This window comes from Lunatibacter salilacus (genome assembly GCF_009797935.1).
Lineage (GTDB): Bacteria > Bacteroidota > Bacteroidia > Cytophagales > Cyclobacteriaceae > Lunatibacter > Lunatibacter salilacus.
Genome location: NZ_VOLC01000024.1, coordinates 69263 through 95366 on the forward strand (window position 1 = coordinate 69263; position 26104 = coordinate 95366).

General features: G+C 43.1%; 18 protein-coding genes and 1 pseudogene. 14 read left to right on the forward strand and 5 right to left on the reverse strand.

What is annotated here, in order from left to right:
• Positions 1-371: 371 nt before the first annotated feature.
• The 3 genes and pseudogenes from tnpA (at position 372) to FQ608_RS24190 (ending at position 4338) form a co-directional block, all read left to right on the forward strand.
• Positions 372-813 (forward strand): annotated as a pseudogene (gene tnpA, locus FQ608_RS27655) (IS200/IS605 family transposase).
• 498 nt (positions 814-1311) lie between these two features.
• A complete protein-coding gene (locus FQ608_RS24185) occupies positions 1312-3192 on the forward strand; it encodes an amidophosphoribosyltransferase (protein ID WP_158861071.1) in 1881 nt (626 codons plus the stop codon).
• A gap of 93 nt (positions 3193-3285) precedes the next feature.
• Positions 3286-4338 carry a M42 family metallopeptidase gene (locus FQ608_RS24190; protein ID WP_158861072.1) on the forward strand — a complete coding sequence of 351 codons (1053 nt, stop codon included), beginning with the start codon at positions 3286-3288 and terminating at the stop codon, positions 4336-4338.
• Here FQ608_RS24190 and FQ608_RS24195 read toward each other — a convergent pair.
• Both FQ608_RS24195 and FQ608_RS24200 read right to left on the reverse strand, forming a co-directional pair.
• A complete protein-coding gene (locus FQ608_RS24195) occupies positions 4335-4784 on the reverse strand; it encodes a hypothetical protein (RefSeq protein WP_158861073.1) in 450 nt (149 codons plus the stop codon). The two genes, FQ608_RS24190 and FQ608_RS24195, sit on opposite strands and share 4 nt — an antisense overlap.
• Positions 4771-5376 carry an acyl carrier protein phosphodiesterase gene (locus FQ608_RS24200; RefSeq protein WP_158861074.1) on the reverse strand — a complete coding sequence of 202 codons (606 nt, stop codon included), beginning with the start codon at positions 5374-5376 and terminating at the stop codon, positions 4771-4773. The genes FQ608_RS24195 and FQ608_RS24200 overlap by 14 nt, the downstream gene beginning before the upstream one ends.
• A gap of 63 nt (positions 5377-5439) precedes the next feature.
• Here FQ608_RS24200 and FQ608_RS24205 point away from each other — a divergent pair, with 63 nt between their 5' ends.
• On the forward strand, positions 5440-7377 hold the full coding sequence (locus FQ608_RS24205) for an AAA domain-containing protein (RefSeq protein ID WP_158861075.1): 1938 nt from the start codon (positions 5440-5442) through the stop codon (positions 7375-7377).
• A 3-nt stretch (positions 7378-7380) separates the two neighbouring features.
• Here the strand turns inward: FQ608_RS24205 and FQ608_RS24210 are convergent, their stop codons facing one another.
• Together FQ608_RS24210 and FQ608_RS24215 are read right to left on the reverse strand one after the other, a co-directional pair.
• Positions 7381-7917, reverse strand: coding sequence for a DUF4924 family protein (locus tag FQ608_RS24210; RefSeq protein ID WP_158861076.1), 537 nt, complete (start codon positions 7915-7917; stop codon positions 7381-7383).
• An 11-nt stretch (positions 7918-7928) separates the two neighbouring features.
• Positions 7929-8585, reverse strand: a complete 657-nt coding sequence (locus tag FQ608_RS24215) for a hypothetical protein (RefSeq protein ID WP_234364372.1) — start codon at positions 8583-8585, stop codon at positions 7929-7931.
• 98 nt (positions 8586-8683) lie between these two features.
• On the opposite strand from FQ608_RS24215, the gene lepA reads away from it, so the two are divergent.
• The 10 genes from lepA to lpxB all read left to right on the forward strand — a co-directional run bounded on the left by lepA (position 8684) and on the right by lpxB (position 24870).
• Entirely contained in the window at positions 8684-10477 is a 1794-nt protein-coding gene (lepA, locus tag FQ608_RS24220; protein WP_158861077.1) for a translation elongation factor 4, read from the forward strand.
• 172 nt (positions 10478-10649) lie between these two features.
• Entirely contained in the window at positions 10650-11534 is an 885-nt protein-coding gene (gene folD / locus FQ608_RS24225; RefSeq protein ID WP_158861078.1) for a bifunctional methylenetetrahydrofolate dehydrogenase/methenyltetrahydrofolate cyclohydrolase FolD, read from the forward strand.
• A gap of 60 nt (positions 11535-11594) precedes the next feature.
• A complete protein-coding gene (locus FQ608_RS24230; protein WP_158861079.1) occupies positions 11595-12221 on the forward strand; it encodes a 7-carboxy-7-deazaguanine synthase QueE in 627 nt (208 codons plus the stop codon).
• A gap of 9 nt (positions 12222-12230) precedes the next feature.
• Positions 12231-14141, forward strand: a complete 1911-nt coding sequence (locus tag FQ608_RS24235) for an OmpA family protein (RefSeq protein WP_158861080.1) — start codon at positions 12231-12233, stop codon at positions 14139-14141.
• Between the two features lie 307 nt (positions 14142-14448).
• Complete coding sequence (locus FQ608_RS24240; protein ID WP_158861081.1) at positions 14449-17424, forward strand: SusC/RagA family TonB-linked outer membrane protein; 2976 nt, start codon at positions 14449-14451, stop codon at positions 17422-17424.
• A gap of 12 nt (positions 17425-17436) precedes the next feature.
• Positions 17437-18870: a RagB/SusD family nutrient uptake outer membrane protein gene (locus FQ608_RS24245; protein ID WP_234364373.1), complete on the forward strand. Its 1434-nt coding sequence runs from the start codon at positions 17437-17439 to the stop codon at positions 18868-18870.
• Between the two features lie 9 nt (positions 18871-18879).
• Positions 18880-19695 carry a DUF4843 domain-containing protein gene (locus FQ608_RS24250; RefSeq protein WP_199856462.1) on the forward strand — a complete coding sequence of 272 codons (816 nt, stop codon included), beginning with the start codon at positions 18880-18882 and terminating at the stop codon, positions 19693-19695.
• Between the two features lie 84 nt (positions 19696-19779).
• Entirely contained in the window at positions 19780-23226 is a 3447-nt protein-coding gene (locus FQ608_RS24255; RefSeq protein ID WP_158861083.1) for a S8 family serine peptidase, read from the forward strand.
• Between the two features lie 92 nt (positions 23227-23318).
• Positions 23319-23738 carry a 6-pyruvoyl trahydropterin synthase family protein gene (locus FQ608_RS24260; protein WP_158861099.1) on the forward strand — a complete coding sequence of 140 codons (420 nt, stop codon included), beginning with the start codon at positions 23319-23321 and terminating at the stop codon, positions 23736-23738.
• A 22-nt stretch (positions 23739-23760) separates the two neighbouring features.
• Positions 23761-24870, forward strand: a complete 1110-nt coding sequence (lpxB, locus tag FQ608_RS24265) for a lipid-A-disaccharide synthase (protein ID WP_158861084.1) — start codon at positions 23761-23763, stop codon at positions 24868-24870.
• 2 nt (positions 24871-24872) lie between these two features.
• Here lpxB and clpX read toward each other — a convergent pair whose 3' ends face one another.
• Entirely contained in the window at positions 24873-26099 is a 1227-nt protein-coding gene (gene clpX / locus FQ608_RS24270; protein WP_158861085.1) for an ATP-dependent Clp protease ATP-binding subunit ClpX, read from the reverse strand.
• Positions 26100-26104 lie beyond the last annotated feature (5 nt).

The following is a 26104-nucleotide window of genomic DNA, read 5'->3' on the forward strand; positions in this document are numbered from 1 at the left end:
AAAAATGGGAAGCTATGAATACGCTTCCCATACTGTTGTTTAGTTCCAAGTGATTGCCATTCAGAGGCTCGGGAAAAGAATATGGCTAAAGCCAAAAAAGAGTTTGTTGAAATCCATATGCCTCCAGCTGAAGCAGGAGGCAATTGATTTGCTAAAATCAATCTACATCCCACCTGATAAAAATCCTAATGTTTGCCGAAATTCAATAGGAATGCGGCTTTAGCCCATTCATTAAATTTCGACCATCTATCCGGCTTTAGCCAAACAATCGAAGCACAAAAGCAGATTATTTTATTTGAATACACGGTTCTGTACATTAATATTTTGCAGATATTTTATTAAATTTGACAATACCCTCATCAATTTTTAAAATGCCATTTGTTAAGGTTTACATACATTTTATTTGGAGTACCAAAAATAGGATGCCTTTTCTTGATTCAACAGAATTGAGAACAAAAGTTTGGAACCATATAAGGGAAAAATGCAAAGAAGAAAGAAATTTATATCGACCATATCAATGGATATTCTCTTCATTGCCACTGTTTGATTTCACTTGGAACTAATCAAACGATAGAAAAAATGATGCTATTGATCAAGGGGGAATCATCTTTTTGGATCAACAAAAACAAGCTTACCGTCCAGAAATTTGAATGGCAGGATGAATATTTTGCGGTTTCCGTTTCTGAATCAATGCTTGATAGGGTTAGAAAATATATCCGAAACCAAGAGGCACATCGTAAGCGAAAAACATTTCAGGAAGAGTATGATGAGTTAATTGCCAAATATGGCTTCAAAAGATTCGATGACAAATGATTGGCTAATGCCAAAAAAGGAGTTTATGGAAATCCTTGGTCCTCCAGCTAAAGCAGGAGGCAATTGAGGGAATGGGAAATGGCAATAGACTATTCAAAAAAATACTGGATTCAAAACTCAATTGGAATTTGGCTTTAGCCCAATCACTAAAAATCGGCCAAAAACCATCCGGATTCAGCCAAAATTAGATGCACGGAATTAAATTATTTCTTACCTTTACTATTCGTAAATAAATCTTCACTCTTTGCTTGCAGCAATAACCCCCAGGTGCGTGAACCTGGGGTTTTTTTGTTTTGGGTTCGGCTTTCCATTTTGAGCATTCCCTCCCTAAAATTGATTATAGCCCTATTAAAAAATTTCATCTTATAGATTTAAAAAAAAAATTATCCATTCTGTCCAAGAAGGTTTGATTTTTGTATTAAGGTTTGCAATCTTTTACTAGAATTTAATTCTAAAAAAAGGCTTACCTTTGTCCCATATTTACTTCGTGCAAAAGCTATGAGTGATCAGATCAAACACGAGTGCGGAATAGCCATGATCAGGCTAAGGAAACCACTTCAGTATTACATTGACAAATACAAAACTCCACTCTATGCTGCAAATCGACTATATGTCTTGATGCAGAAGCAACTCAACAGAGGACAGGACGGGGCAGGCGTAGCAAATATCAAAATAAATACCGCTCCGGGTACACGGTATATTAGCAGGTACCGCTCCATAGATTCGGAGGCTGTAACCGGGATTTTTCAAAAAATTTCAAAAAAATACAAGAAGGCCCGAAAAAGCGGCTCAGAAGCAGACCTATTGGACGCTTCTTGGATTAAAGAAAATGTTGCATTCAGCGGGGAAGTTTGGCTGGGTCATCTAAGGTATGGAACCCATGGGGAGAACAGCATAGAAACCTGTCATCCTTTTCTGAAACAAAACAACTGGAGAAGTAGAAATCTGGTTATGGCCGGAAATTTCAACATGACCAATGTAGAGGAACTTTTTGATATCCTCGTAGAACTTGGTCAGCATCCCAAAGAAAAAACTGATACTGTCACGGTAATGGAAAAAATCGGCCACTTTTTGGACGAGGAAAATCAACGGTTATTCGATAAATATAAAGGTATCAGCAACCAAGAAATAACAGAAGTTATTGAGCAAGAGTTGGATGTAGCCAGGATATTGAGGCGCAGCTGCAGGGATTTTGACGGGGGATACGCCATGGCAGGCCTAATCGGCAACGGTTCCAGTTTTGTTGTACGGGATCCTATCGGAATACGACCGGCCTATTACTATGCGGATGACGAGGTCGTTGTGGTAGCCTCTGAAAAGCCACCCATCAAGACAGCCTTCGACATTGAGTACAGCGCTATCAAGGAAATTAAGCCCGGGCATGCCCTTGTCATTAACAAAGATGGTTCCTATGGTGAATATGAAATCATTACTCCCAAGGCAAAAAAATCCTGCAGTTTTGAGCGGATCTATTTTTCCCGTGGTACGGACCCTGATATTTATCGGGAAAGAAAAAGCCTTGGTAGGGCATTGGTTCCACAAATCCTTAAAGCCATTGATTTTGATATAAAAAACACTGTTTTTTCTTATATCCCCAATACGGCTGAAACCTCCTTTTACGGAATGATCGAGGGGCTGGAGGATTACCTAAGTGCCAAGAGACGTGAAGTGCTAATTGACGGGAAACCACATTTGGGTGATCTGGAAGAACTGTTGAATTTTAGGCCCCGGGTCGAGAAATTAGTCAGTAAGGACGTAAAGCTTCGGACCTTTATCACCAACGACAGCGATCGGGATATCATGGTGTCCAATGTCTATGACACCACCTACGAAGTAATCCGCCCAGGTGTGGACACTATTGTTGTGATCGATGACAGTATCGTGCGGGGAACTACGTTGGAAAAAAGCATTTTGACTACTTTGGACAAGTTAAAGCCAAAACGCATTATTATCGTATCATCAGCACCCCAAATCCGATTTCCGGACTGCTACGGCATAGATATGTCGAAAATGAAAGAGTTTATTGCATTTAGAGCCGTGGCCGCTTTATTGTCGGACAGGGGGCAATCAGACCTCATGGAGCGGGTTTATGATAAATGCGTTACTTTTCCTGATTCAAATGAGAATTTTGTCAAGGAAATTTATGAAGGGTTCACCGATCAGGAAATTTCAGATAAAATCGCCCAAATCATTACCTCTGAGCACATCAACGCAAATGTGATGGTGGTTTATCAAACGGTAAGTAATTTAAACTTAGCTTGTCCCGACCACTTGGGGGATTGGTATTTTACAGGGAATTTTCCTACCAAGGGAGGTGTGAGAGTGGTAAACCGGGCATTCGTGAATTATATGGAAGGAAAAGGAGTTCGGGCGTATTGACCCGATTTTTCCTTTGTTTTTTACACCTAAGTTTTTATGCCACTATTTATTTATACCCTTGACTTGAAAGGGGTTCCAAAAAAATAAAAGTAGATGAGTATTGATGTATCGTTGTTAAAAACAATCTGTGATCTCCCCGGAGCACCGGGTTTTGAAAAGCAGGTAAGAGATTTTATAGTGAAGGAAGTAGCTCCATTTGTGGATGCAGTGGAGGTAGATAATTTGGGCAATGTAATAGCTATTAAGCGGGGCAAACGAAACCCGGAGAACAAGCGGGTAATGGTAGCAGCCCACATGGATGAAATTGGGTTTATCGTCACCCATATCGATGACAATGGATTTTTGCGTTTCCATACCTTGGGTGGTTTTGACCCCAAGACGCTCACGGCCCAGCGGGTCATAGTTCATGGTAGAAAAGACCTAATTGGGGTGATGGGAAGCAAGCCAATCCATGTAATGACTACGGAGGAGCGGCAAAAAGTGGCCAAAATCACGGACTATTTTATCGATTTGGGCATGGAAAAGTCGGAAGTAGAGAAATTTGTAAGGATTGGTGATCCCATTACCCGTGAACGGGAATTTATTGAAATGGGAGACTGTGTCAACTGCAAGTCTATCGACAACCGTGTCGCGGTATTTATTTTGCTGGAAACTCTCAGGAAATTGGAAGATCCGGCCTACGATGTGTTTGCGACCTTTACAGTACAGGAGGAAGTAGGGTTGCGTGGAGCAAATGTATCCGCACACTTTATTAATCCGGATTTTGGCATTGCACTGGACACGACAATTGCCTATGATGTTCCTGGTGCTTCAGCGCATGAAAAAATAACTGAATTGGGCAAGGGAACAGCTATTAAAATTATGGATGCTTCTACCATTTGTGATTATCGGATGGTAGCATTTATGAAAAAGACAGCCGAAGAAAAAGGGATCAAATGGCAGCCGGAAATACTGACCGCCGGAGGAACCGATACCGCTGGAGTTCAGCGAAACGGCAAGCAGGGAGCCATTGCGGGAGCTATCTCTATTCCAACCCGACATCTACACCAGGTAATTGAGATGGCCCACAAGGCCGATATTGGTGCTAGCGTAGATTTACTGAAAGCCCTTCTCGAAAGTATTGATACTTACGATTGGAAGCATTAGCCGTTTAATCGTTTTTTTGGGATTTTCTTCGACAAGTATTTTATTAACTCCACATAGGAAAGGTGTTCATGATTGCTTATGCTGAAGGACGTTTTATCGTCAAAAAGTAAGCTGAGTTGTTTAAATTCCCGCTTATTGGCTATCACTTTTTCTTCTTGCCATCCTAGAACCTGATTTAGCGAATAGGATTTTTTCAGCCCCTTTAGCGGAATCCGGATGTCGATCCGATCATTACCCGCAGCAATGAACTTGTACCCAGCCATCATCTTTACCAAAATCAACAAAATGGCCAATGTGAGAATGGTGCAGCAGATTAGATAAAAAAGTAAGCTATATGACCCACCTCGGTAAAAGTCTGCGAGAAGATAGCCTAAGCCAATCATCAAAATAACAACAACTAGGCTTAGTGTAATATAGGTATTGGTTTTTGGTTTACTTTGGATCATCCTCTTGTTGAATTTTCAGTAGCGTTTCTTTTGAAAAAGCGATTAGGTCGGGGAAGAAGTTATCGAAATACCTTTGGAATTGGTCGTGATGGAGCATAAGGTGTGAGGTTGCATTTTCCAAGTTGGATTTGAAGGTAGCCCGTTGCGAGATTCCAGTTAGCGCTCGTTGGATTCCGGGCTCTGTTCCATAAGCGACTAGCCAGTTTTCCTTTTTCATAAATGAAAAGGCATATTTGAATTTATCGGGAAGTATTGGTAAATACTCCTCAATCATTCCATACACCTCTTGGGAGAAATTTTCAAGGGGGACATCGTGATAGGCAGACCAGTTTTTAGCTAGGAAGTAATCAAAAAACATATCTGTAATTACGGATGAGTATCTAAAAAATACAGGCTTTAGCAAGAGCTGGGATTCTTTTACTAACGGATGGAAATCCGTGAATCGATCAATTTCTCTGTGAAGCCGAACCCCATTAATAATTTCCCTTTCAAATTGATCCTCTAAGTTTCCTTTTACAAAATCTCCAATGAAATTTCCTACCAATATTTTTGGTTGATCAAATGACAAAAAGGCGTGGGCAAGAAAATTCACTTAAAGTACGGATGTTTTTTAATTCGAAAACAAGTATCATTGTTTTGGGGTAATAGAATCGATATGACAAATATACAGGAAGAATTAAAATTAATAAAAAAACTTTTAAAAACAGAATGGAAGGAGGACCTTGAGCAATACAAGCGTAAGACATTTGGTCGCTCTTTGGCTGAGAGGAAAGCAGACGGGATTTGTTGGTATCCGGTTTCAGTTTCAAAAACAAAAACTGGTTTGGCAGATAAACTGCTTGTGGAGGTAACCCATGCGGATCCCCCTTCTTCCCACGGATTTCAGTCGGGAAAATCCGTTTCCCTTTTTTCCAACACCCCTGAAAATGATTCCTCCAGAGATCGTGTCAGTGGGGTAGTCAATTATGTGCGGGGCAATAGGCTTATGATGACGCTTGGGGTGGAAAATGCCCCGGATTGGCTTGACGGGGGCAAACTCGGTGTGGACTTGCTTTTCGACGAAAACACCTATCGCCAGATGGATGCGGCAATGGATAATGTTATAAATGCAAATCAAGGCCGATTGAATACCCTCAAAGAGATTTTGTTGGGAGATACGCCTCCCGCTACTACACTTCCCGTGAAACTGGATTTGGATGAAGATTGGCTGAATGAAAGTCAGCTTGCCGCCGTTCAGCTCGTATGCTCCGCAAGAGATGTAGCCATTATTCATGGACCTCCCGGCACAGGTAAGACGACTACCTTGGTTGCCTCCATTCATGAAACTTTGAAGCGGATGCATCAAGTGATGGTATGCGCCCCAAGTAACGCAGCTGTGGACCTGTTGGTGGAAAAGTTAGTGCAAAAAGGCATTGCTACTCTGCGTATAGGCCATCCTGCCCGGGTAGACGATGACATCCTTAACCAGACACTGGATGCGAAGACTTCCCAGCATGGAAGCTATAAAACCCTGAAGAAGCTGAAAAAGGAAGTGGCGGAACTGCGACGAAAAGCCAGGCAGTTTAAGCGGAATTTTAGTCATCAGCAACGCGCACAGCGGCAGTACCTCTATGATCAAGTCAGTCAAGCACGAAGGGAGATAGATCAGTTGGAGGACTATATTCGGTTTGATATTTTTCAACAAACCCAGGTATTTGCATGCACTTTTTCAGGAGCGGGTTCACAGGCCTTAAAGGGCATGAGATTTCCTGTGGTATTCATGGATGAGGCAGCTCAGGGACTGGAACCCGCCACTTGGATCCCCATTTTGACGGCCGAGAAGGTCGTCATGGCGGGTGACCACTGTCAGCTTCCGCCTACTATCAAGTCCTTCGAAGCAGCGGCTGCCGGACTTCGCCAAACTCTTTTTGAAAAAGTCATCGAAAGACAGCCCCAAAGTGCCCGGATGCTGGCGATGCAGTACCGCATGCCCGAACTAATCATGGGGTTTTCCAGCAAGATATTTTATAAAAATCAGCTCAGAGCAGCGCCTGTAACAGCTTCCCATAGATTAGGACCGGAAGAACCCATTCTTACCTTTATCGATACCGCGGGAAGCGGCTTTGCTGACTTTACAGACAGGGAAACCCTCAGCACTCAAAATCCTGAGGAAGCTAGATTTGCCTTGGGGGTCATGAACTCACTGCTCAAAAGAATCGGCAGTGCGGTTTTCGATGAAAATGATTGGAAGATAGGCCTAATTTCTCCTTACCGGGGGCAAGTCGAACTGCTTAAAACCTTGGTGAGGGACGATGACTCCTTTCTAATAATAAAGTCGATGCGCGAAAGGCTGACCATAGATACAATTGATGGTTTTCAGGGACAGGAACGGGACCTGATATTGATCAGTCTAGTTCGCAGTAATGCAAGGGGAGAAATAGGGTTTTTATCCGATACACGAAGAATGAATGTGGCTTTGACCCGGGCTAAACGAAAATTGATAGTAATTGGCGACAGTGCCACCTTGGGGGTACATCCGTTTTATCGTGAATTCTTGGACTATGTGGACGAAAATAAATGCTACACCAGTATCTATGAATTGATGGAGGATTAACCATTAATTGTTGGTCACAAACTTCTGGTGGTATGCTTCCGTAAGGTACCTTATTACCGCGCCAAAACTATCTGTTGCTTTTATCATGTCCTCAGGTACTTTCCGGCCATGAAGCCGACTAAGCAGCAATCCATATATAGCGTTGATGCACAGTTGAATTTCATGGCCGGGATCCTCGTCGCCTGCCTCCATGACTAAGTCAATTACGTAAGGTTTGGCTATATTGTAAATCTCAAAGTAGTCTCGGTCTGATTTTAAAAAGTTCCAGTGATAAGTGGCCAATTCACCCACTTTTTCCTGAACTTCAGACAGGTGGCCTTTATACTGGATTTTTTCCGATTTCATCTTTTCAGCCAACTCCGTAAACCAGTTCAAGACCTCCGCTTTTTCCTCGGATGAAATTGGATAATGGGCTATGACATATTGGTGGATGTCGTCTATATTGAATTGATATGCACGAATCAAGTCCTCCATTTGGTACATGTAAATGATAAATTCGGCAATATTTTCGTTTTTCTTCTGTAAAGCCAGCCGTTGCATGGAGTGTTTGGTTAGTTGCTAGTTTCTTTAAATTTGTTGAGTTCTTTCTCGAAATAGTCATCCCATTTTTTCTGCATAACAGGATTTCTTGGATTGGTACTTTCCAGATCGTAGAGCTGATCCATCTGATTCCAGGACCGGAAATGCGTCTTGATAATTTGATTCAACTGCACTTTATAGTTTTTTGGATCAAAAGCATACCCCTGGGCATCCTTAACAATTCGATGGCCGATGATCTGCGCAATAAGAAAATGACCGTTTTCGTGGTGAAGAACTTGAGCCTTGGTAGCAGCGTCGTTATTGGCAAGGAAACTTTCAGTGACCTGTGACAACTCCGGTTGATGCTGTACTTTTGCCCGTACATCCAGACTAGCGTGCTTGCCTCTTGGCGTTACTCTAAGAATTTCTACCTCACAGGTGCTTAGGCAGATGGCATTGATAGTAGATTTACCTTGAATTACTTTTACCACCTTGAAATCTTCCCAGCCAAGCGTACGGTTTGGATTGATGGCTACGGTGCTGGCAAGCTTCTCACCTGGTCTAGCATTGGAGCCGAGAAGGGTCAGGCTTAACAACAAAATTAAGTATACAGGTATATGGGATTTCATGTAGCTATTATTATGGACAGATACTACTCTTAAAACAACAAGAGCAGATTTAGGTTTCATCTAAACTGAATTTAGGAAGTTAATATCCTGATGACTTCAAGAATTAAAATTACCAAATAATATTAAAACCCTAACTATTTGCTATTTTTGCACCCAGTATGAATATGCAAAAAATAAGAAATTTCTGTATTATCGCCCATATTGATCATGGGAAAAGCACCCTGGCTGATCGTCTCCTACAATTTACCAACACGGTAACCGATAGAGAGATGCAGGATCAACTGTTGGATAATATGGACTTGGAGCGGGAGAGAGGCATTACGATCAAATCTCACGCTATCCAAATGAAATACACCTACAAGGGAGAAGAATATACCTTGAACCTGATTGATACCCCTGGACACGTGGATTTTTCCTACGAAGTGTCCCGGTCAATTGCGGCCTGCGAAGGAGCTCTTCTTATAGTGGATGCTTCCCAGGGTATAGAAGCTCAAACTATTTCTAATTTGTACCTAGCGATAGGTCAGGACCTTGAAATTATTCCGGTCTTGAACAAAATTGACCTCCCCGGTGCACAACCCGAGGTAGTAGCCGAAGAGGTCATGGACTTGATAGGCTGTGACAGGGAAGATATTATTCTGGCTTCGGGAAAGGAGGGCTTGGGGATAGAAGATATACTCAATGCAGTCGTTGAAAAGGTTCCCGCTCCAAAAGGGGACGAGGAAGCACCCCTACAGGCCATGATATTTGATTCAGTTTACAATCCTTTCCGTGGCGTGGAGGTTATCTTCCGAATTTTCAACGGAACCATCAATAAGGGGGACAAAATCAAGTTTGTCAATACAGGCAAAGAATATGAGGCGGATGAAATTGGAATCTTAGGTATCCAACAAAAACCGCAACAGACCATGAAAGCGGGCAATGTCGGATATTTGATATCAGGGATTAAGGTAGCGAAAGAAGTAAAAGTAGGGGATACCATCACGCATGTGAAGAGGCCCTGCCCAGCTACGATCCAGGGGTTTGAAAACGTAAAACCAATGGTTTTTGCCGGGATTTATCCTGTAGAAACCACCGATTTTGAAGAATTGAGAGCTTCTATGGAGAAGCTTCAGCTGAATGATGCCTCCCTTGTCTGGGAACCGGAAACGTCAGCTGCCTTGGGTTTTGGATTTAGGTGCGGATTTTTGGGGATGCTTCATATGGAAATCATTCAGGAGCGACTGGAAAGGGAATTTGACATGACCGTCATTACCACCGTTCCTTCGGTCCAGTTCAGGGCCATGATGAACAACGATCAGTATAAAATCGTCAATGCTCCTTCGGATATGCCAGAACCCACCCTATTCAAACATATTGAAGAGCCATTTGTCAAGGTATCCATAATCACTGCAGCCGATTATGTTGGCCCGGTGATCCAACTTTGTATGGATAAGCGGGGCCAATTAAAGAACCAGGTTTATCTAACCGCAGAACGGGTGGAACTCACTTTTGAGATGCCCTTGGTGGAGATTGTGTTTGATTTCTTTGATAAGCTCAAAACTATTTCTAGGGGATACGCCTCATTGGACTATGAACTTATAGGATTTAGGGCTTCCCATATGGTCCGCTTGGACGTAATGCTTAACGGTGAACCGGTAGATGCCTTATCTGCCATCGTTCACAGGGATAAAGCGTATGAATGGGGTAAGCGACTTTGTGAAAAATTAAAAGAACTCGTTCCAAGGCAGATGTTTGAGATTGCCATACAGGCGGCCATAGGAGCCAAAATCATCGCCAGGGAAACTGTCAAAGCCCTCCGGAAAAATGTATTGGCAAAATGCTATGGAGGAGATATATCCCGGAAGAGGAAACTATTGGAAAAGCAGAAAAAAGGGAAGAAACGAATGCGTCAAGTAGGAAATGTGGAAGTTCCACAGGAAGCCTTTATGGCTGTTCTGAAACTTGATTGATGTTATTTCGGTTTTATTAGTTCTCATCTAGTCAAACTACTAAAATATCCTACCAATTCTGGATCGCTTATATCAACAGGCAATCCCGTTTATAATTAATAGGCCTGTGCTAATCCAATAGGGTTTGCGAGCTATGCCTATTTATAACTTTTAACTAATTAACTCACTAATAATGGCAGTACGAATAGACGGAAAAGTAACTTCAGAGGAGATAAAGGAAGAAATTGCTTCCCGTGTAAAGGAAATCAAGGCAGAGGGCGGGAAAATACCCCACCTGGCTGCGATTTTGGTTGGGAATGATGGTGCCAGCCAAACCTACGTGAACGCAAAGGTAAAGGCCTGTGAAAAAGTTGGATTTCAGTCTACGTTGGTGATGCTAAAAGACTCCATTTCCGAAGATGATTTGTTAGATGAAATACAAAAAGTCAATGATAATGCGGATATAGATGGTCTGATTGTCCAGTTGCCACTTCCAAAGCATATTTCCGTGGAAAAAGTGACAGCGAAAATTCTACCGGAAAAGGATGTGGACGGCTTTACACCGGCCAATGTCGGAAGGATGGCATTAAACTGGCCCACGTATATTTCAGCTACTCCCTATGGTATTTTGGAATTGTTGAAAAGATACCAACTAGAAACAAGTGGAAAGCACTGCGTGGTGATCGGAAGAAGCCATATTGTAGGCTCTCCCATGAGTATATTGATGGCACGCAATGACAACCCAGGCAACTGTACGGTGACAATCACTCACAGTAGGACCAAGAATTTGGCTGAAGTGGCTAGATCAGCGGATATTTTGATAGTGGCGTTGGGAAGGCCGGAATTTGTCACGGCAGATATGGTAAAGCCGGGTGCAGTAGTAATCGATGTGGGCATACACCGGATAGAGGATGCTTCAAAAAAGAGTGGATATCGGTTGATCGGAGATGTCAAATTTGAGGAAGTTGAGCCCATTGCTTCGGCGATTACTCCCGTGCCAGGTGGAGTCGGTCCGATGACCATTGCCGCTTTACTTTACAACACGCTCCTGGCTGCTGAAAAGAAAATTTATTCATAAGCTTAGCGTTATATAATTTGTTACACCAGCGGTTCAATCACCCGCTTTATCAAAAATTTGATGGAAAAGAAAGAGGCGGTAGCCAAAGGAATGATGCTTCCCTTGATGGAAGCATTTTATACGATACAGGGGGAAGGTACATTTTCGGGTCATCCGGCGTATTTTATACGACTAGGTGGCTGCGATGTTGGATGTGTGTGGTGCGATGTGAAAGAATCCTGGGAAGCAGGGAAGTGGCCTGTTGTAACTATTGAGGATATCGTAGCGGGTGCTTTGGTCTACCCGGGACGTTTGGTGGTGATTACGGGAGGTGAGCCTTTGATGTATGAACTGGGGCCGCTTACCAACCTTCTTAAGGAAAATGGTTTCACCATCAATATGGAAACTTCGGGGGCACACCCCTATTCAGGTACCTTCGATTGGGTCTGTTTCTCACCAAAAAAATTCAAAAAGCCCCATCCGTCGATTTACGAGAAGGCTGATGAACTTAAAGTAGTGGTATTTCACCCGAGTGATTTTGAATTTGCCGAGCAACACGCAGCAAGGGTAGCTCCCAACTGTGTCAAACTACTGCAACCGGAATGGTCAAAATCTTCGGTTTTATTGGAAAAAATCATAACTTATGCCAAAAATCACCCTGTCTGGCAAATTTCCCTTCAGACACATAAGTTTATGGAAATCCCCTAGTAACCCATTATGCCCCGTTTTCTATTTTGGATATGTTTTCTAATGCCCTTGCTGCCTCTTGTCGCACAGGAATATTCCATTATAGATCGCCGGGCTATCAAATCTTATGAGGACGGAGAACAATTCTCATCCCGCAGACAATGGCCAGAAGCCATGGGGAGCTATCGAGCGGCCTACGAAAGAAGCCACGATTTTTTTGAAGCCTACCTAAGGCATGCACAAGTATTGTTGACCACGGGAAACCCCTCAGAAGCACTTCAGGTAGCGGAAAGAGGGGAGCGTCGCATTAAAGACCAAAACCTGTTCAAAGGAAGGTTTGGTTGGCTAATTTCCCAGCTACTGGTGGAAGTCGGGGAATTTGAATCAGCAATTGCCAAATTGAGAACGATTGAGGAGTTTTTGGAAGAGGAATTTCTCCAATCCGAAAATTATCTGGAGCTAAAAAAGCGAATGGATTTCATTGCCTTTGAAATCACAAATCAAAGGGATATTATCAAGGAAAAACTACCTGAACCTTTGAATACCTTTCAACTCCAATATTTCCCCGTACTTACAGCTGACAGCAAAAAGATCCTTTTCACCAAAAGAGACGGGTTGAAAAATTTTGAGCATGAAGACATTTTTGTATCCTATCTGGAGGATGATCAATGGACAGAGCCTCAGCCCATTTCGCAGACCATCAATACCACCTATAATGAAGGCACTTGCACAATTTCTGCGGACGGCAACATTTTGATTTTTACTTCCTGTGACACCCCTGACTCTTTTGGAAGCTGTGACCTATATATCACCCAAAAGGTAAGTGACAAGTGGCAAAGGGCATCAAATATGGGGAAAAATGTAAATTCCAGGTTTTGGGATTCTCAACCTTCTCTTTCGGCAGATGGCAGAGTTCTCTTTTTTTCATCCAATCGCAGAGAGGGATATGGGGGAAATGATATTTGGTTTAGCGAACGTAATGAAGACGGGAGTTGGTCGGAAGCAAAAAATCTAGGTCCTCATGTGAATACTTCCAGGGACGAGGTGTCGCCATTTATTTTCTTCAACAACGAAGTCTTGTTTTTTGCCTCTGATGGACACCTTGGCTTTGGGGGAAAAGACCTGTTCATGTCTACTTTTTCAATGGGAGAATTTGGTCCACCTGTCAATCTTGGCTATCCCATCAATGATCAGAAAGACCAATTGGCACTATTTATCACAGCACAGAAAGATTATGCATATTACACAGAGAATTCCTACCAAGATGGCAAGGCTGACAGTTCATTTTTGTATCGCTTTAATTTTCCCAAAGAAATTGACTTAGGCGAAAAAATTATTGTTTCGGAAGGAAGGGTTTTGGACAGGAAGACTGGAGAGCCTATCGATGCCCGGCTTTCTCTGGTTAACCTCGCCAACGACAGCACCATGTATGAGTTTCTATCCGATGGCAAGACAGGGGAATTTGTAATGTTATATCCGGATAAATCTCTAACCGGACTTTATGTGGAGAAAAAGGGCTTTATACCAAAAATTTATAATGTAGACCGGGATAGTCTCAAAAACCGAAGTAACATTCAGATAGAGTTGGATCCAATTGAGCGTGGAAAGAATTTTGTCTTCGAAAACGTTTATTTTGATACTGACAAGTCAGAGTTAAAGGAAGCATCAGTCAGTTCGCTAAATCGGCTGTCTAATTTTTTAAGGCAACATCCCCAGGTAAATATTCAAGTGGAGGGGCATACTGATAATGTTGGGGTTACCGATTATAATTTAGCCCTAAGCTTGAGGCGGGCGCAGAGCGTAAAGGAATATTTGGTGGACCTTGGTATTCCATCGGAAAGAATGGAAACTTTGGGAAAAGGGGATAGTGAGCCGATAAAACCAAATGATTCTGAAGAGAATCGATCATTTAACCGCAGAATAGAAGTTATTATCCAATAATTTTTTCCCATAGCAATAGACAGCTCAGTTAGAAAGCAAAAGGCGAATAAAGATTTTTTTCTTACTGCACATCAATATATTTAAACCGAATCGTTATTATAGCGTTAATTCTAAAGCGATTTAAAAAAATACATAAACTTTCGGTTTAATTCATCTACCAGTTTAATGTTTTGCGTAGTTTTCTTTCTTCCTAGGTCGAATGGACACCTTCGCACAAGACTTTTTGTAAATTAATGGGGTATAACCGATTATTTGTGAGGTTTAATTTGATATATTTAGATGAGTTTAAACGATTTAATGCTAATTTATGAGGACAGCTTTACTGGCAGTATTAATCATTCTATCAGCTACATCCTTAGTTCATTCACAGAGTAGAATTGTACGGGGGATAGTTACTTCTTCGGAAGACGGAGGCCCCATACCTGGCGTTACGATACTAATTAGGGGAACCACCCAAGGTACTATTACTGATTTTGATGGACGATATGAAATTTCTGTACCAGCGGACAGGAATATATTGGTTTTCAGATTTGTGGGTCTCCGAAGCCAGGAAATAGCAATTGAGAACAGCGTCTCTGTCGATGTAATCATGGAGCCTGATATAGTATCACTAACCGAATATGTGTTTACTTCCTATGGCGATCAAACAAGGCGTGAGGTTACGGGAGCGATCTCCTCAGTAAGGGGGGAAATTTTCCAAGATTTACCCATGCAGTCATTTGATAGGGCCATGCAGGGAAGAGTCGCCGGCGTGCAGGTCACCTCATCCTCCGGGCAGCCGGGTGGTACCTTGAATGTGCAAATCAGGGGAGTCGGTTCCATCAATGCCGGTACGCAGCCTTTATATATTGTCGATGGTGTTCAGATTGCCGGGGGTAACCTCTCCGGTCAGGGATCTCAAAATGCATTGGCATCAATTAATCCGAATGACATAGAATCCATAGAGGTATTTAAAGATGCAGCTGCAGCTTCCATTTATGGTGCGCAGGCCTCCAATGGAGTAGTGCTTATTACAACCAAAAGAGGAAAGCAGGGAAAAACCAACGTGCGTTTGAGCGTGCAGGAAGGCATCGTTCAGCCTATTGCGTTTTATGACGTTATGAATGCCAATCAATTGGCTTCCATAAAGCGTCAAGCCTATATCAATGCAGGATTAAATCCGGCAGAAGCTGAACAAATCTTTGGGAGCCCTGGTGATAGGGAAATTCAAAATTCGGATTGGATCGGAGAGTTGTTCAGGGATGGCAGATTGAGTGTCTATGATTTATCCATATCGGGGGGGGATGAACGTACCCAATTTTTTATTTCAGGTTCACACACGTTCCAAGAAGGACAAATTATCATGTCCGATTACTCAAGGTCTACAGGTAGAATGAATCTTACTCACCGGGCAAATGAACGTTTTTCAATTAATGCAAACATATCATTGTCCCAACAAATCACGAACGGATCCATTGATCGGGGTAACTTTGTAAACAGTCCCTTTGTCGCAGGATATGTATCCCGGCCCAACGTACCCATTTACAATGAGGATGGGACATTTGCAGATTATCCCAATGAGCACCTCTTTGGGTATAATATTGTACAAGGGGTGAACCAAGAGCTGAGAAGGGGAACAACCTATCAGTCAGTTTCCAATATTCAGATGAATTACCAAATTTTGCCTTGGCTGGCATTTACAGCGTTTGGAGGCGTTGATTTCTCAGACACTAGGGACGAAAATAACAGGCCATCCACAATTCCGGCGTTCTCTGCGTATGGCGGATCTTCCTCGTATTCGGACCGGAGGATAGTTAATACCAATACAAACGGCAATTTTAACATCAATAAAAGGTTTAAAGATGTTCACGCTGTTTCAGGCATTTTGGGATATGAATACAAAGCCGAAACCTTTGAATCCAATTCGGCAACCGGTAGAGGTTTTCCGAATCCAGCACTCAGGTATCTGCAAAACGCCGCTGTTCCCTTTGCTGTAAGCGGGTCATATACCGAATATCGAAGGACTGGGTTTTTCTCCCAAGCAAAATATGACTATGACGACAAATATACCTTTGATTTGACTGTAAGAAGGGATGGATCGTCCCGCTTTGGCGAGCAAAACCAATGGGGAACATTCGGCGCAGTTTCAGGAGGGTGGAGAATTTCTTCTGAGAGGTTTATGGATAATGCCCTATGGGTGGACAATCTGAGATTGAGAGCATCATATGGTATTACCGGTAACTCGGAAATTGGCAACTTCGCGTCACGGACATTGATTGGTTCTTCTGGTCAGTATCTGGGTCTGGGCGCCTTACGATTCAGTCAGTTGGGAAATGATTTGCTGACATGGGAAGAGGCCGGGTCAATCAATTTTGGTGTTGACGGATCCTTCTTTAATGGGCGAATAAACGCAACCGTGGATGTCTGGAGAAAGGACACTCAAAAATTACTATTTGAGACACAGCTCCCCATCGACTCGGGATTTGGTGCCATTACTAGAAATACTGGAAAGCTTAGGAATCAAGGTGTGGATTTCGATCTGCAAACGACTAACGTGGTTTGGGGGAGGTTTAGATGGAATACTGGATTTAACATTTCTGTTTTTTCCAATGAGTTGTTGGAATTGTATGAAGGGTTAGATAGAATAGGTAATGATTTGATTGTGGGCAAACCAATTGATTTTTACTACGGCTATGAATTTGCCGGAATTAACCCAGCCAACGGGTCTCCCATGTATTATGATGAAAATGGAGAGTATACTTATTTGGTCTCCGACGATGACCAAAAATATCTAGGTAGTGCGCTGCCATGGAATTTTGGCGGTTTATCCAATACATTTATATATGGCCCCTTTTCCCTGGAGGTGTTTTTTCAATATCAGTATGGAAATTTAGGATTCAATCAAGACTTATATAACCTGGCTCAAGCTGGTTCTATTGGTCAGGATAACCAAACTGTCGATCAAATTTATTTTTGGAGAACTCCTGGGGATATTACTAACACGCCAAAACCTTACGAAGGGGGGCGAGTTCCGGGTCACTCCGGTTACCAGCAGTTTTCTACCAAACAAATTTCAGATGCCAGTTATATTCGATTGAAGCAAGTAACATTGGACTATAATGTACCTGCTTCAATACTCCAAAAGGTAGGGATAGAGCAGGCGAAAGTGTTTGTGCAGGGGCTTAATTTGTGGACATTGACCAAATATAACGGGTTGGATCCAGAAGTAAATTCGCTTGGATCTACCTACGGAACATATCCCAATTCCCGACAAATCACCGCTGGTTTAAATCTGAATTTCTGATTAATCATGGAAATGAAATCAATACTTATAAAAACGACAGCAGTTATTTCTATGGTGGCAATGGCCTGCACGGATCTTGAAACCAATCCGAGACAAAGCCTTACCCCGGAGGTAGCGTTAAACAGCGTAGAAGGATACCAAGCTGTAGCTAATTCAATGTATCGGTTAGCAAACAACTTTTCGTATTATGGACAGCAAATGATGATTGCTCCCGACATCCTGGCCGACAACCTTAGACTTGTGGCCAACACAGGGAGGTATCAGGGAGAGGAGGCAAACGGAGACCGCGATCATATCGGGTTATGGAATGGAGTAGTGTATGGTGCAATCAACGATGCTAACTTAATTATCGAGGGGATCGATGACGAAGAGGTAAGAGGAGATCAGCAGGACAAAGATTTTATAAAAGGGGATGCTTATTTCATGAGAGCACTTTTTTATTTTGATTTGTGCAGGGTTTATGGATATGAACCAGGCAAGGAAGTGAATGGATTCAACCTGGGCCCCATCCTTCGGTTGAACCCTACATTGGTTGCGTCGGATGCGGATTTTCGTGAAAGAGCCACTGTCTTGGAAGTTTATCAACAAATAGAAAGTGATCTTCAAAATGCACTGAGTTTGACTTCTCCAGTTGCCGTTGGTACTGAGGGGGTTTATTATGCAAATACAGGAGCGGCATTGACACTATTGGCAAGGTTATATTTATATTGGGGAAGGATGGAAGATGCCGCGGCTGCCGCCACTTCAGCCATGAATTTGCTTAATTTGCGTAGCAATGGAGACGGTTTGGTCGAGCCGGGGAATTATGTACAGGGATTTTCCAGAGCCCCCCATCCAGAGTCTTTGTTTGAGCTTGAAATACGCCTTGTTGACTGGACGAGCGTAGATGGAGTAAATAATTCCCTAAACTCCCTCACCTCTAATACCGACCCGGCCGCCCAATTTATCTTGGGAGCATCCAATGAGCTGATGGAAACCTATGAACCCGGAGACGTTCGGAGAAACTGCTGGATAGAAACTACCAGGGAGGGAATTGACGGCCCGGTATATGCCAGTAGAAAATGGACAGGATATAAGGGTGATTTTTTGGAGAACTTACCGATCATTAGGGCCTCGGAATTGTACCTCATCCGTGCTGAAGCCCGCTTTCAAACCAATGCTGCGGGAGCAAGGGAGGATATTAATGCGCTACGGTCAAAACGGGGTCTAGGTCCTATAGATAATTTACTGTCAGGACAGGCACTGTTCAACCGTATCATGTTGGAACGTCGACAGGAATTTGTATTGGAAGGCCATCGTTTTTTTGACCTCAAGAGAAATGGAATGAATATTACCAAGCACGGGAATTTTCTTGAAGTTCCCTATACGGATTATAGAATTCTTTCCAATCTACCCTTGGAACAAATTTTACTTAACGAAGATTTAGTTCAAAATCCAGGTTACTAAACGATGACGATGAAATCTACCTTTTTATTATTCCTTATCCCCCTTCTTTCCATGGTGGTTTATACTTCTTGTATGGAGGAGTCCGGATATACGATTCTTTGGGAGGGTTTTGAGGTTGAATTTGAAGAGGCATCCAGACCCAATGGAGCTGTCCAACGCATTTTCACCAAAAATTCAAACAATCAAGTCGACCAATCAGCAGTAAGGGTGAACCTTGTAGGTGCGCATGTTGCTGAATCCATCAATGTGTTAATTGGGGTAGATCCTTCTTCCACTGCTGTATTGGGAGTGCACTACAGGCTTCCTTTTATGGAGGTAACAATCGCCCCGAATACCAGTTTTATTGACGTACCCATTGAGATTCTTACTGGTAATTTGGAGTCGGATGAAACTCCTGATTTAATCCTTCGGATATTGGATGCAGGTCCTACCAAGATAAGTGCAAATTACAACACGGTAACGGTAGAAATCCGGCTAGCTTGTCCATCAGATTTGGCAGGTAGATACAGTACTGTTAATTCAGGAACTGGAGGAACTATAAATTCTGAGGTGGTCATCACCGAAATAGAGCCGTTTACCTACCGCATATCGGATATCACCGGGGGCGTTTATTCGCAAATATATGGAGGCGAGGATAATCCGGCTATATTTACTGAACTCTGTGATGTAATTACCATCGTTGACCAGCCTGATGTTGTCTTTGGAACTGAAGGTTTTAACGGTTCAGGCAGAGTGAATGCCGACGGCACTATCCGAATTTCATGGAATAATGGAACTGATGAGGATAGCGACAGCGGAGTAACGATCTTGACGCCAATCCCTTAACAATTGCTATCCGTCAGTGATATGAATTCGAATAAAAGATAATTACCTTCCCCCTGGAAGGGGGAATGAACAAAAGTAAGAAATATGAAAAAGGGGATCTTATGTGCCATATTCGTGGTACTATCTCTCACATCAAAGGCACAGAATGTTTTTTCCCAACACACTGACCTACTAGAGGTGAGAAGAGAGGTGTTTGAGCGCTTACGTCAAAATGTACAACAGTATTCGCTAAGCCCCAAGGAGAGAATAGAAATTTCCAGTCGGATTGGTATTCCCATGACTATTTCACTTGAAGGAGACCGGGTTGCCAGATTTCAATACCTAGACGGCGAAAATCACCCCGTGTATTACACCACCCATAATGTAACCGCGGCCATTACCAACGGAGCAAGGACATTGCAGACAGGGGGAAGTTTGAATGTGGAATTAGAAGGTCAAGGTATGATTGTGGGTATTTATGATCAAACAAGGCCAAGGGTCAATCATTCGGAATTCGGAAACCGCGTAACTCAATTAGACGGTTCCACCGAAACGATTAGCAACCACGCTACCCATGTGACGGGGACGATTTTGGCAAGCGGTAACAATGCAAATGCGAGGGGAATGGCACGGGCAGCTACAGGTTGGGCATTTAACTGGGATGCTGATGTGTCGAAAATGATGCAAAACTCCTATGATCCGGATTTGAACCCAAGCGGACATTTGATATCCAACCACTCATATGGGATTCTTGTTGGCTGGTTTCGGGACAATAGCGGCAACTGGGCTTGGTCTGGAAATGAAAGCATCAGCTCCAGAGAGGATTATAGGTTTGGATTTTATACCGCCAAGTCAAGGCAAATAGATGAATTGACATTTGCGAAACCCTACTATACGGTGGTGTGGGCAGCGGGCAATGACAGAAGTGACATCGGCGATGGAACGAGGGAGGCAGATGGACCGGGGGATTCCATAGGTCCTGAGGGGGTAGCCAAAAACAATATCACAATTGGGGCGGTAAATGGAATATCCAACTATACCGGCCCGGAATCCGTGGTAATGAGCTCCTTTTCAAGTTGGGGTCCTGTAGATGACGGAAGAATAAAGCCTGACCTGGTGTCAATGGGGGTCAACGTATTTAGCACGGCTATCATCAATGACGGGGCAGCAGATGGCTATGCCACCCTAAGTGGCACTTCCATGGCCGCACCAAACGTAACCGGCGCAATGCTTTTGCTCCAGGAATTATACCGGAATAGAAATGCAGGAAGGTATATGCGGTCAGCTACACTAAAAGCTCTCACCATTCAAACGGCGAAAGAAGCAGGGATGAATGAGGGGCCGGATTACATGAATGGCTGGGGTTTGCTGGATGCGGAAGCTTCCGCTAGAATGATTATAGACGAAAATGGATCATCCAAAGCCATAAGGGAATTGGTGCTGGACAATGGTCAGACTTACGAATTCGATTTTATCTCCGATGGAATAGAACCTATCAAAGTTACTATAGCATGGACAGACCCTCCTGGTACTTCTCCTTCTCCTTCTCTGAATCCAAGGACGCCGATGTTGGTCAATGATTTGGATATCCGGATCATTGCGGAGGACGGTACCGTATTTTTCCCTTGGACGCTAAATCCCAATGGTGGAGTAAGTGCAGTCGCGGCAAGAAATGCGGATAATTTCAGGGATAATGTCGAGCAAATTGAAATAAAGACACCAAGTTCGCAAAGGTATACCGTTCGTGTGAACCACAAGCGTGCACTTCAACATGCAAGACAGCCCTACAGTTTGGTTTTTTCCGCAGGAGTAGTAGACGGACAGGTAAACACCCTTTATTGGATAGGGCAAAATGCAAATTGGAACAATCCCAATAATTGGTCACTAAGCAGCAATGGGCCCGCAGCGGGAATAGTACCGAACGACGGTACCAGGGTAGTTATCGACCAACCAGTTGCCCAAGGCGTAATTAATTTATCCGCAAACACCCAGGCATTCAGCGTGAATTTATTTGGTAACAGCCCTTTTAACTTAAATTTAAATGGAAATACGCTGACGTTGGAAAGCGGCTTACGTTCTAGCAATCCGGAGGCTGGAATTTCCAATGGTACACTTGCTTTCGAAGCATCTAATACCAACGAAAATGTATTGGATTTCGGCCAAGTCGCCCTATCCAACGTCGATGTAAATGTTAATGAGGGAAATTGGCGTGTGCTTACTTTACCTACTATCAGTTCGCTTGTTTTTAATGATGCTACGGTAAATTTGGACCTAGCCGGTATATCTGTGGGAAATCTCCAAGTAATGGGAAATTCTGCATTGACCGGCAGGTTGGGACAAGTAACATTTACAGAGACTTTGGAAGTAGATGAAAATGCTTCTTTTAGCCCTGAATTTTCTTTTAATTTTAACGGAACTGACGGTGTTTTTGAAGATGCAAGCAAGGGTGAATTAGATCGACTTATAGTTACTAAAGGTTCATTGTCTGTACAGTCCATTGGGCAAAGCCAGTCAATTCGGGTTCTAAGTGGAGAGCTTGAAATCCTCCAAGAATCTGTGGAAACGAATGTGATTGAGATGAACAGGGGTGTTTCTCTAGTTCTGCCCAATAATGGTGCGTTGACAATTATGGAAAATATCCTGTTCGGCTCCGGCTCCGGTACAACCACCATATCCGCTGCGGGGAAAGCCCGAATCATACATAATGTCTACCGTAAATACTGCGCGCAGCAGGTATCTGTGACTAACGTGGATCTGGAAGGACAGGCAGTTGTTAACTTTGGACCAAATGCCAGTTTAGTCAATTCGGCAAACTGGCTCAACATTGCCTGCGACAATGTACTGTTTCCCAATTTCGAAGTGAGATTCAGCTGTGCGGGGGGCCTTACTGAATTTATCAACCTCACGGAAGGAACAGTAACTTCCTATTCTTGGAGTTTTGGAAATCTTGGAAGTTCGACGTCAATGAACCCCACTTTTATCTTCAATAATGCCCGATCATACAACATTGTGTTGACAGTGAGAGGCCCGGGTGGGACGAGTACTTTCGAGCAAACTGTTGCCGTATCTCCCAATACCTTGGCGCAGCCTCAGATCGTCATCAATGGATCTCAACTTACCTCCCTAGTTCCCGCAGGCCGGTACCAATGGTATCGAAACGGCAATAGAATAGACGGAGCTACGACAAGGTCATACATGGCTGATGATGGAGGGTCTTACCAAGTAACAGTGATCGACGACGCATGTAATAGACTGTCGGCTCCTGTTGTGATTTCCAGTCTGGAAAATGAACCCGACCTGGGAAGGCTTGGCTATTCGATTGGCCCCAATCCGGTGACGGACAAATTGGTAGTGGGAATGCGAAATAGTTATCTCGGTGAGGTTGTCTTCGAAATATACTCGACTTCAGGCAAGTTGATGCGAAAATATACAATGGACAAGGCTCAGTTTGAGGCAAGTCTGGAACTCGATATATCATTTTCAAATGGTCTTTATGTGTTAAAAATTAGGACAGGCCAATCAGTGGTCACGAAAAAAATCCTTAAAGAATAAACAGTTATGTTTCCCATAACTGGAATGGATGAAGAGCTAATGTAAATCTTCTTTCTTTTTTTGTAACTTTGCACTCTGAATTGAAAGAAGCCATGATACATGTCTGTAGAAAGGAGCATTTTAATGCTGCCCATAAATTATGGAACCCAAACTGGAGCGAGGAAAAAAACAAGGAAGTTTTTGGCCCTTGCGCCAATGTAAATTGGCATGGTCATAATTTTGAGCTTATCGTAACTGTCAAAGGCAGACCGGATCCGGAAACAGGCTTTGTAGTGGATTTAAAGCAGCTCAGTATTCTGATTCGCAGAGAAGTAATTGACAAAGTAGACCACAAGAACCTAAACGTTGACGTGGATTTTATGGCGGGCAAAATGGCCAGTTGCGAAAATTTGGTCATGGAATTCTGGAGGATTTTGGCCCCGGAAGTTGACAAGATTGTTACGTCGGGTGGATTGTATAAACTTACGCTTTATGAAACCCCCCGAAATTTTGTGGAATATTTTGGTGAGTAAATTTCCCTAACGACAAAATACCTTGAAATACTACCTCATAGCCGGAGAGCGATCGGGCGACCTACATGCATCCAACCTGATGGATGAGCTTACCCGCATGGACCAAAAGGCGATTTTTCGGGGTATGGGCGGAGGATATATGGAAAAAGCAGGGTTACAGGTTACCGCACATTATGAAGAGATGGCAATGATGGGCTTTGTTGAGGTCCTGTTAGGTTTCCGAAAAGTTATCCGGTATTTATCGTTGATTAAAAAGGATCTGCTGAATTTTAAACCGGATGCGCTGATTTTAATCGATTATGGAGGCTTCAATATGAAGATCGCCAAATTCGCCTCTAAAGTTGGCATTCCAGTTCATTATTATATTCCTCCGAAAGTTTGGGCGTGGAATCAGCGAAGGGCGCTAACCTTAAAAAAACACGTAACATCCCTATACACCATCCTTCCCTTTGAACCGGACTTTTTTTCCACATTCGATTGGGAAGTACCTTATGTCGGTAACCCGGTCCGCGATGAATTGGTGAAATTCAGTCCCAATATTACTTTTAAATCACACAATAACCTAGATGGCAAGCCCGTCATAGCCCTACTCCCAGGAAGTCGTAAGCAGGAAGTATCAGGCATGCTGTCAACGATGTTGGGTGTAGTAAGGCAGTTTCCGCAATGGAGTTTTGTAGTGGCAGGGGTGGACAACTTACCCGCTGACATTTACCAAGATGCGGAAAAACATGGAATTAAAACGGTTTTTAACCAAACCTATGACCTTTTAAATATTGCGCATGCTGCCGTGGTCACATCCGGTACGGCTACTTTAGAAACCGCACTTTTTAATGTTCCCCAAGTAGTGGTCTATAAGACCAGTCCAATAACCTATAGTATTGCCAAGCATCTGGTAAAAATCCCCTTTATCTCATTAGTCAATCTCATCGCAGGCCATGAAGTTGTTCGTGAGCTTATTCAGGATGCGTATAATGAAGCCCGATTGGTTGAAGAACTTTCGGCAATTGCAGAGAAAGGGTTGCAAAGGCAGGCTGTATTGAAAGGGTATTTGGAGGTTCAAGAAAAAATTGGGCATAAAAAAGCCTCGCAGGAAACTGCAAGGCTAATTGTTGAAAGTTTATCAATGGCTTAAAATCAAGCGACTTGAAGTTTTTTGAATTTTGATTTGTCAAATTGTGACCTGGCATAATCACCATCTATAACCAATTCCTTGACTGAATCATCAGAGGGTAATTCATACATGGCGTCTGTGATTATGGCTTCACAAATAGATCTCAATCCCCGTGCCCCCAAGTTAAATTCTACGGCTTTCTCCACAATAAAATCTATCCCGTCTTCTTCAAAGGAAAGTTCTACATCTTCCATGGCCAGCAATTTAATGTATTGCTTGGTTAGCGCATTTTTTGGCTCCGTTAGGATCTTTTTCAAAGTTTCCCTATCCAACGGATCCAAATGAGTTACCACCGGAAGCCGCCCTATAAGTTCAGGAATTAATCCAAAAGATTTCAAATCTTGTGATGTGACATATTGCAGGAGGTTATTTCTGTCAATTAATTCAGTTTCAGATTTTTTACTGAAGCCCATAGGCTGGGTATTAAGCCTGCTGGCAATATGCCTGGTGATACCGTCAAATGCACCTCCGCAAATAAAGAGTATATTGTCAGTGTTCACCGCGATCATCTTTTGATCCGGGTGTTTTCGTCCTCCTTGTGGTGGGACGTTGACCACGGTTCCTTCGAGCAATTTCAATAACGCTTGTTGAACACCTTCACCGCTCACATCCCTTGTAATAGATGGATTGTCAGACTTGCGGGCTATTTTGTCCAATTCGTCGATATAAACAATTCCCCGTTCGGCGGATTCAACGTTATAGTCGGCGGATTGTAAAAGGCGCGTCAGGATGCTTTCCACATCTTCCCCTACATAACCTGCTTCAGTCAGCACTGTCGCATCGGCTATGCAAAAGGGAACTTCCAATATTTTGGCCAGGGTTTTTGCCAAATAGGTTTTACCCGTTCCAGTATCCCCGACCATGATGATGTTGGATTTTTCAATTTTGATTTCATCCTCGTCAGTTTCCTTTTGCCCTAGGCGCTTGTAGTGATTGTAGACAGCTACAGTAAGGATTTTTTTCGCTTCTTGTTGCCCGATTACATACTGGTCCAAGTATTCTGTCAGTTCTTTTGGCTTTCGGAGTTTGAACTTCGGCTTTTTAACCTGTTTTTTGGTTTTGTCTTCTTCACCCAGGATTTGATAGGCCTGATCGATGCAGAAATTGCATATATGGGCAGAAATGCCCGAAACCATCAGGTCTACGTCTTTTTTATTCCTTCCACAAAAGGAACACGTCGTTTGAGCCATTTTCA

Excerpts from the sequence above, each read along its gene's own strand:
- FQ608_RS24185 (WP_158861071.1), top strand. The coding sequence starts at position 1,312 with ATGAGTGATCAGATCAAACACGAGTGCGGAATAGCCATGATCAGGCTA.
- FQ608_RS24190 (WP_158861072.1), top strand. The coding sequence starts at position 3,286 with ATGAGTATTGATGTATCGTTGTTAAAAACAATCTGTGATCTCCCCGGA.
- FQ608_RS24195 (WP_158861073.1), bottom strand. The coding sequence starts at position 4,784 with ATGATCCAAAGTAAACCAAAAACCAATACCTATATTACACTAAGCCTA.
- FQ608_RS24205 (WP_158861075.1), top strand. The coding sequence starts at position 5,440 with ATGACAAATATACAGGAAGAATTAAAATTAATAAAAAAACTTTTAAAA.
- FQ608_RS24210 (WP_158861076.1), bottom strand. The coding sequence starts at position 7,917 with ATGCAACGGCTGGCTTTACAGAAGAAAAACGAAAATATTGCCGAATTT.
- FQ608_RS24215 (WP_234364372.1), bottom strand. The coding sequence starts at position 8,585 with ATGAAACCTAAATCTGCTCTTGTTGTTTTAAGAGTAGTATCTGTCCAT.
- lepA (WP_158861077.1), top strand. The coding sequence starts at position 8,684 with ATGAATATGCAAAAAATAAGAAATTTCTGTATTATCGCCCATATTGAT.
- folD (WP_158861078.1), top strand. The coding sequence starts at position 10,650 with ATGGCAGTACGAATAGACGGAAAAGTAACTTCAGAGGAGATAAAGGAA.
- FQ608_RS24230 (WP_158861079.1), top strand. The coding sequence starts at position 11,595 with ATGGAAAAGAAAGAGGCGGTAGCCAAAGGAATGATGCTTCCCTTGATG.
- FQ608_RS24235 (WP_158861080.1), top strand. The coding sequence starts at position 12,231 with ATGCCCCGTTTTCTATTTTGGATATGTTTTCTAATGCCCTTGCTGCCT.
- FQ608_RS24240 (WP_158861081.1), top strand. The coding sequence starts at position 14,449 with ATGAGGACAGCTTTACTGGCAGTATTAATCATTCTATCAGCTACATCC.
- FQ608_RS24245 (WP_234364373.1), top strand. The coding sequence starts at position 17,437 with ATGAAATCAATACTTATAAAAACGACAGCAGTTATTTCTATGGTGGCA.
- FQ608_RS24250 (WP_199856462.1), top strand. The coding sequence starts at position 18,880 with ATGAAATCTACCTTTTTATTATTCCTTATCCCCCTTCTTTCCATGGTG.
- FQ608_RS24255 (WP_158861083.1), top strand. The coding sequence starts at position 19,780 with ATGAAAAAGGGGATCTTATGTGCCATATTCGTGGTACTATCTCTCACA.
- FQ608_RS24260 (WP_158861099.1), top strand. The coding sequence starts at position 23,319 with ATGATACATGTCTGTAGAAAGGAGCATTTTAATGCTGCCCATAAATTA.
- clpX (WP_158861085.1), bottom strand. The coding sequence starts at position 26,099 with ATGGCTCAAACGACGTGTTCCTTTTGTGGAAGGAATAAAAAAGACGTA.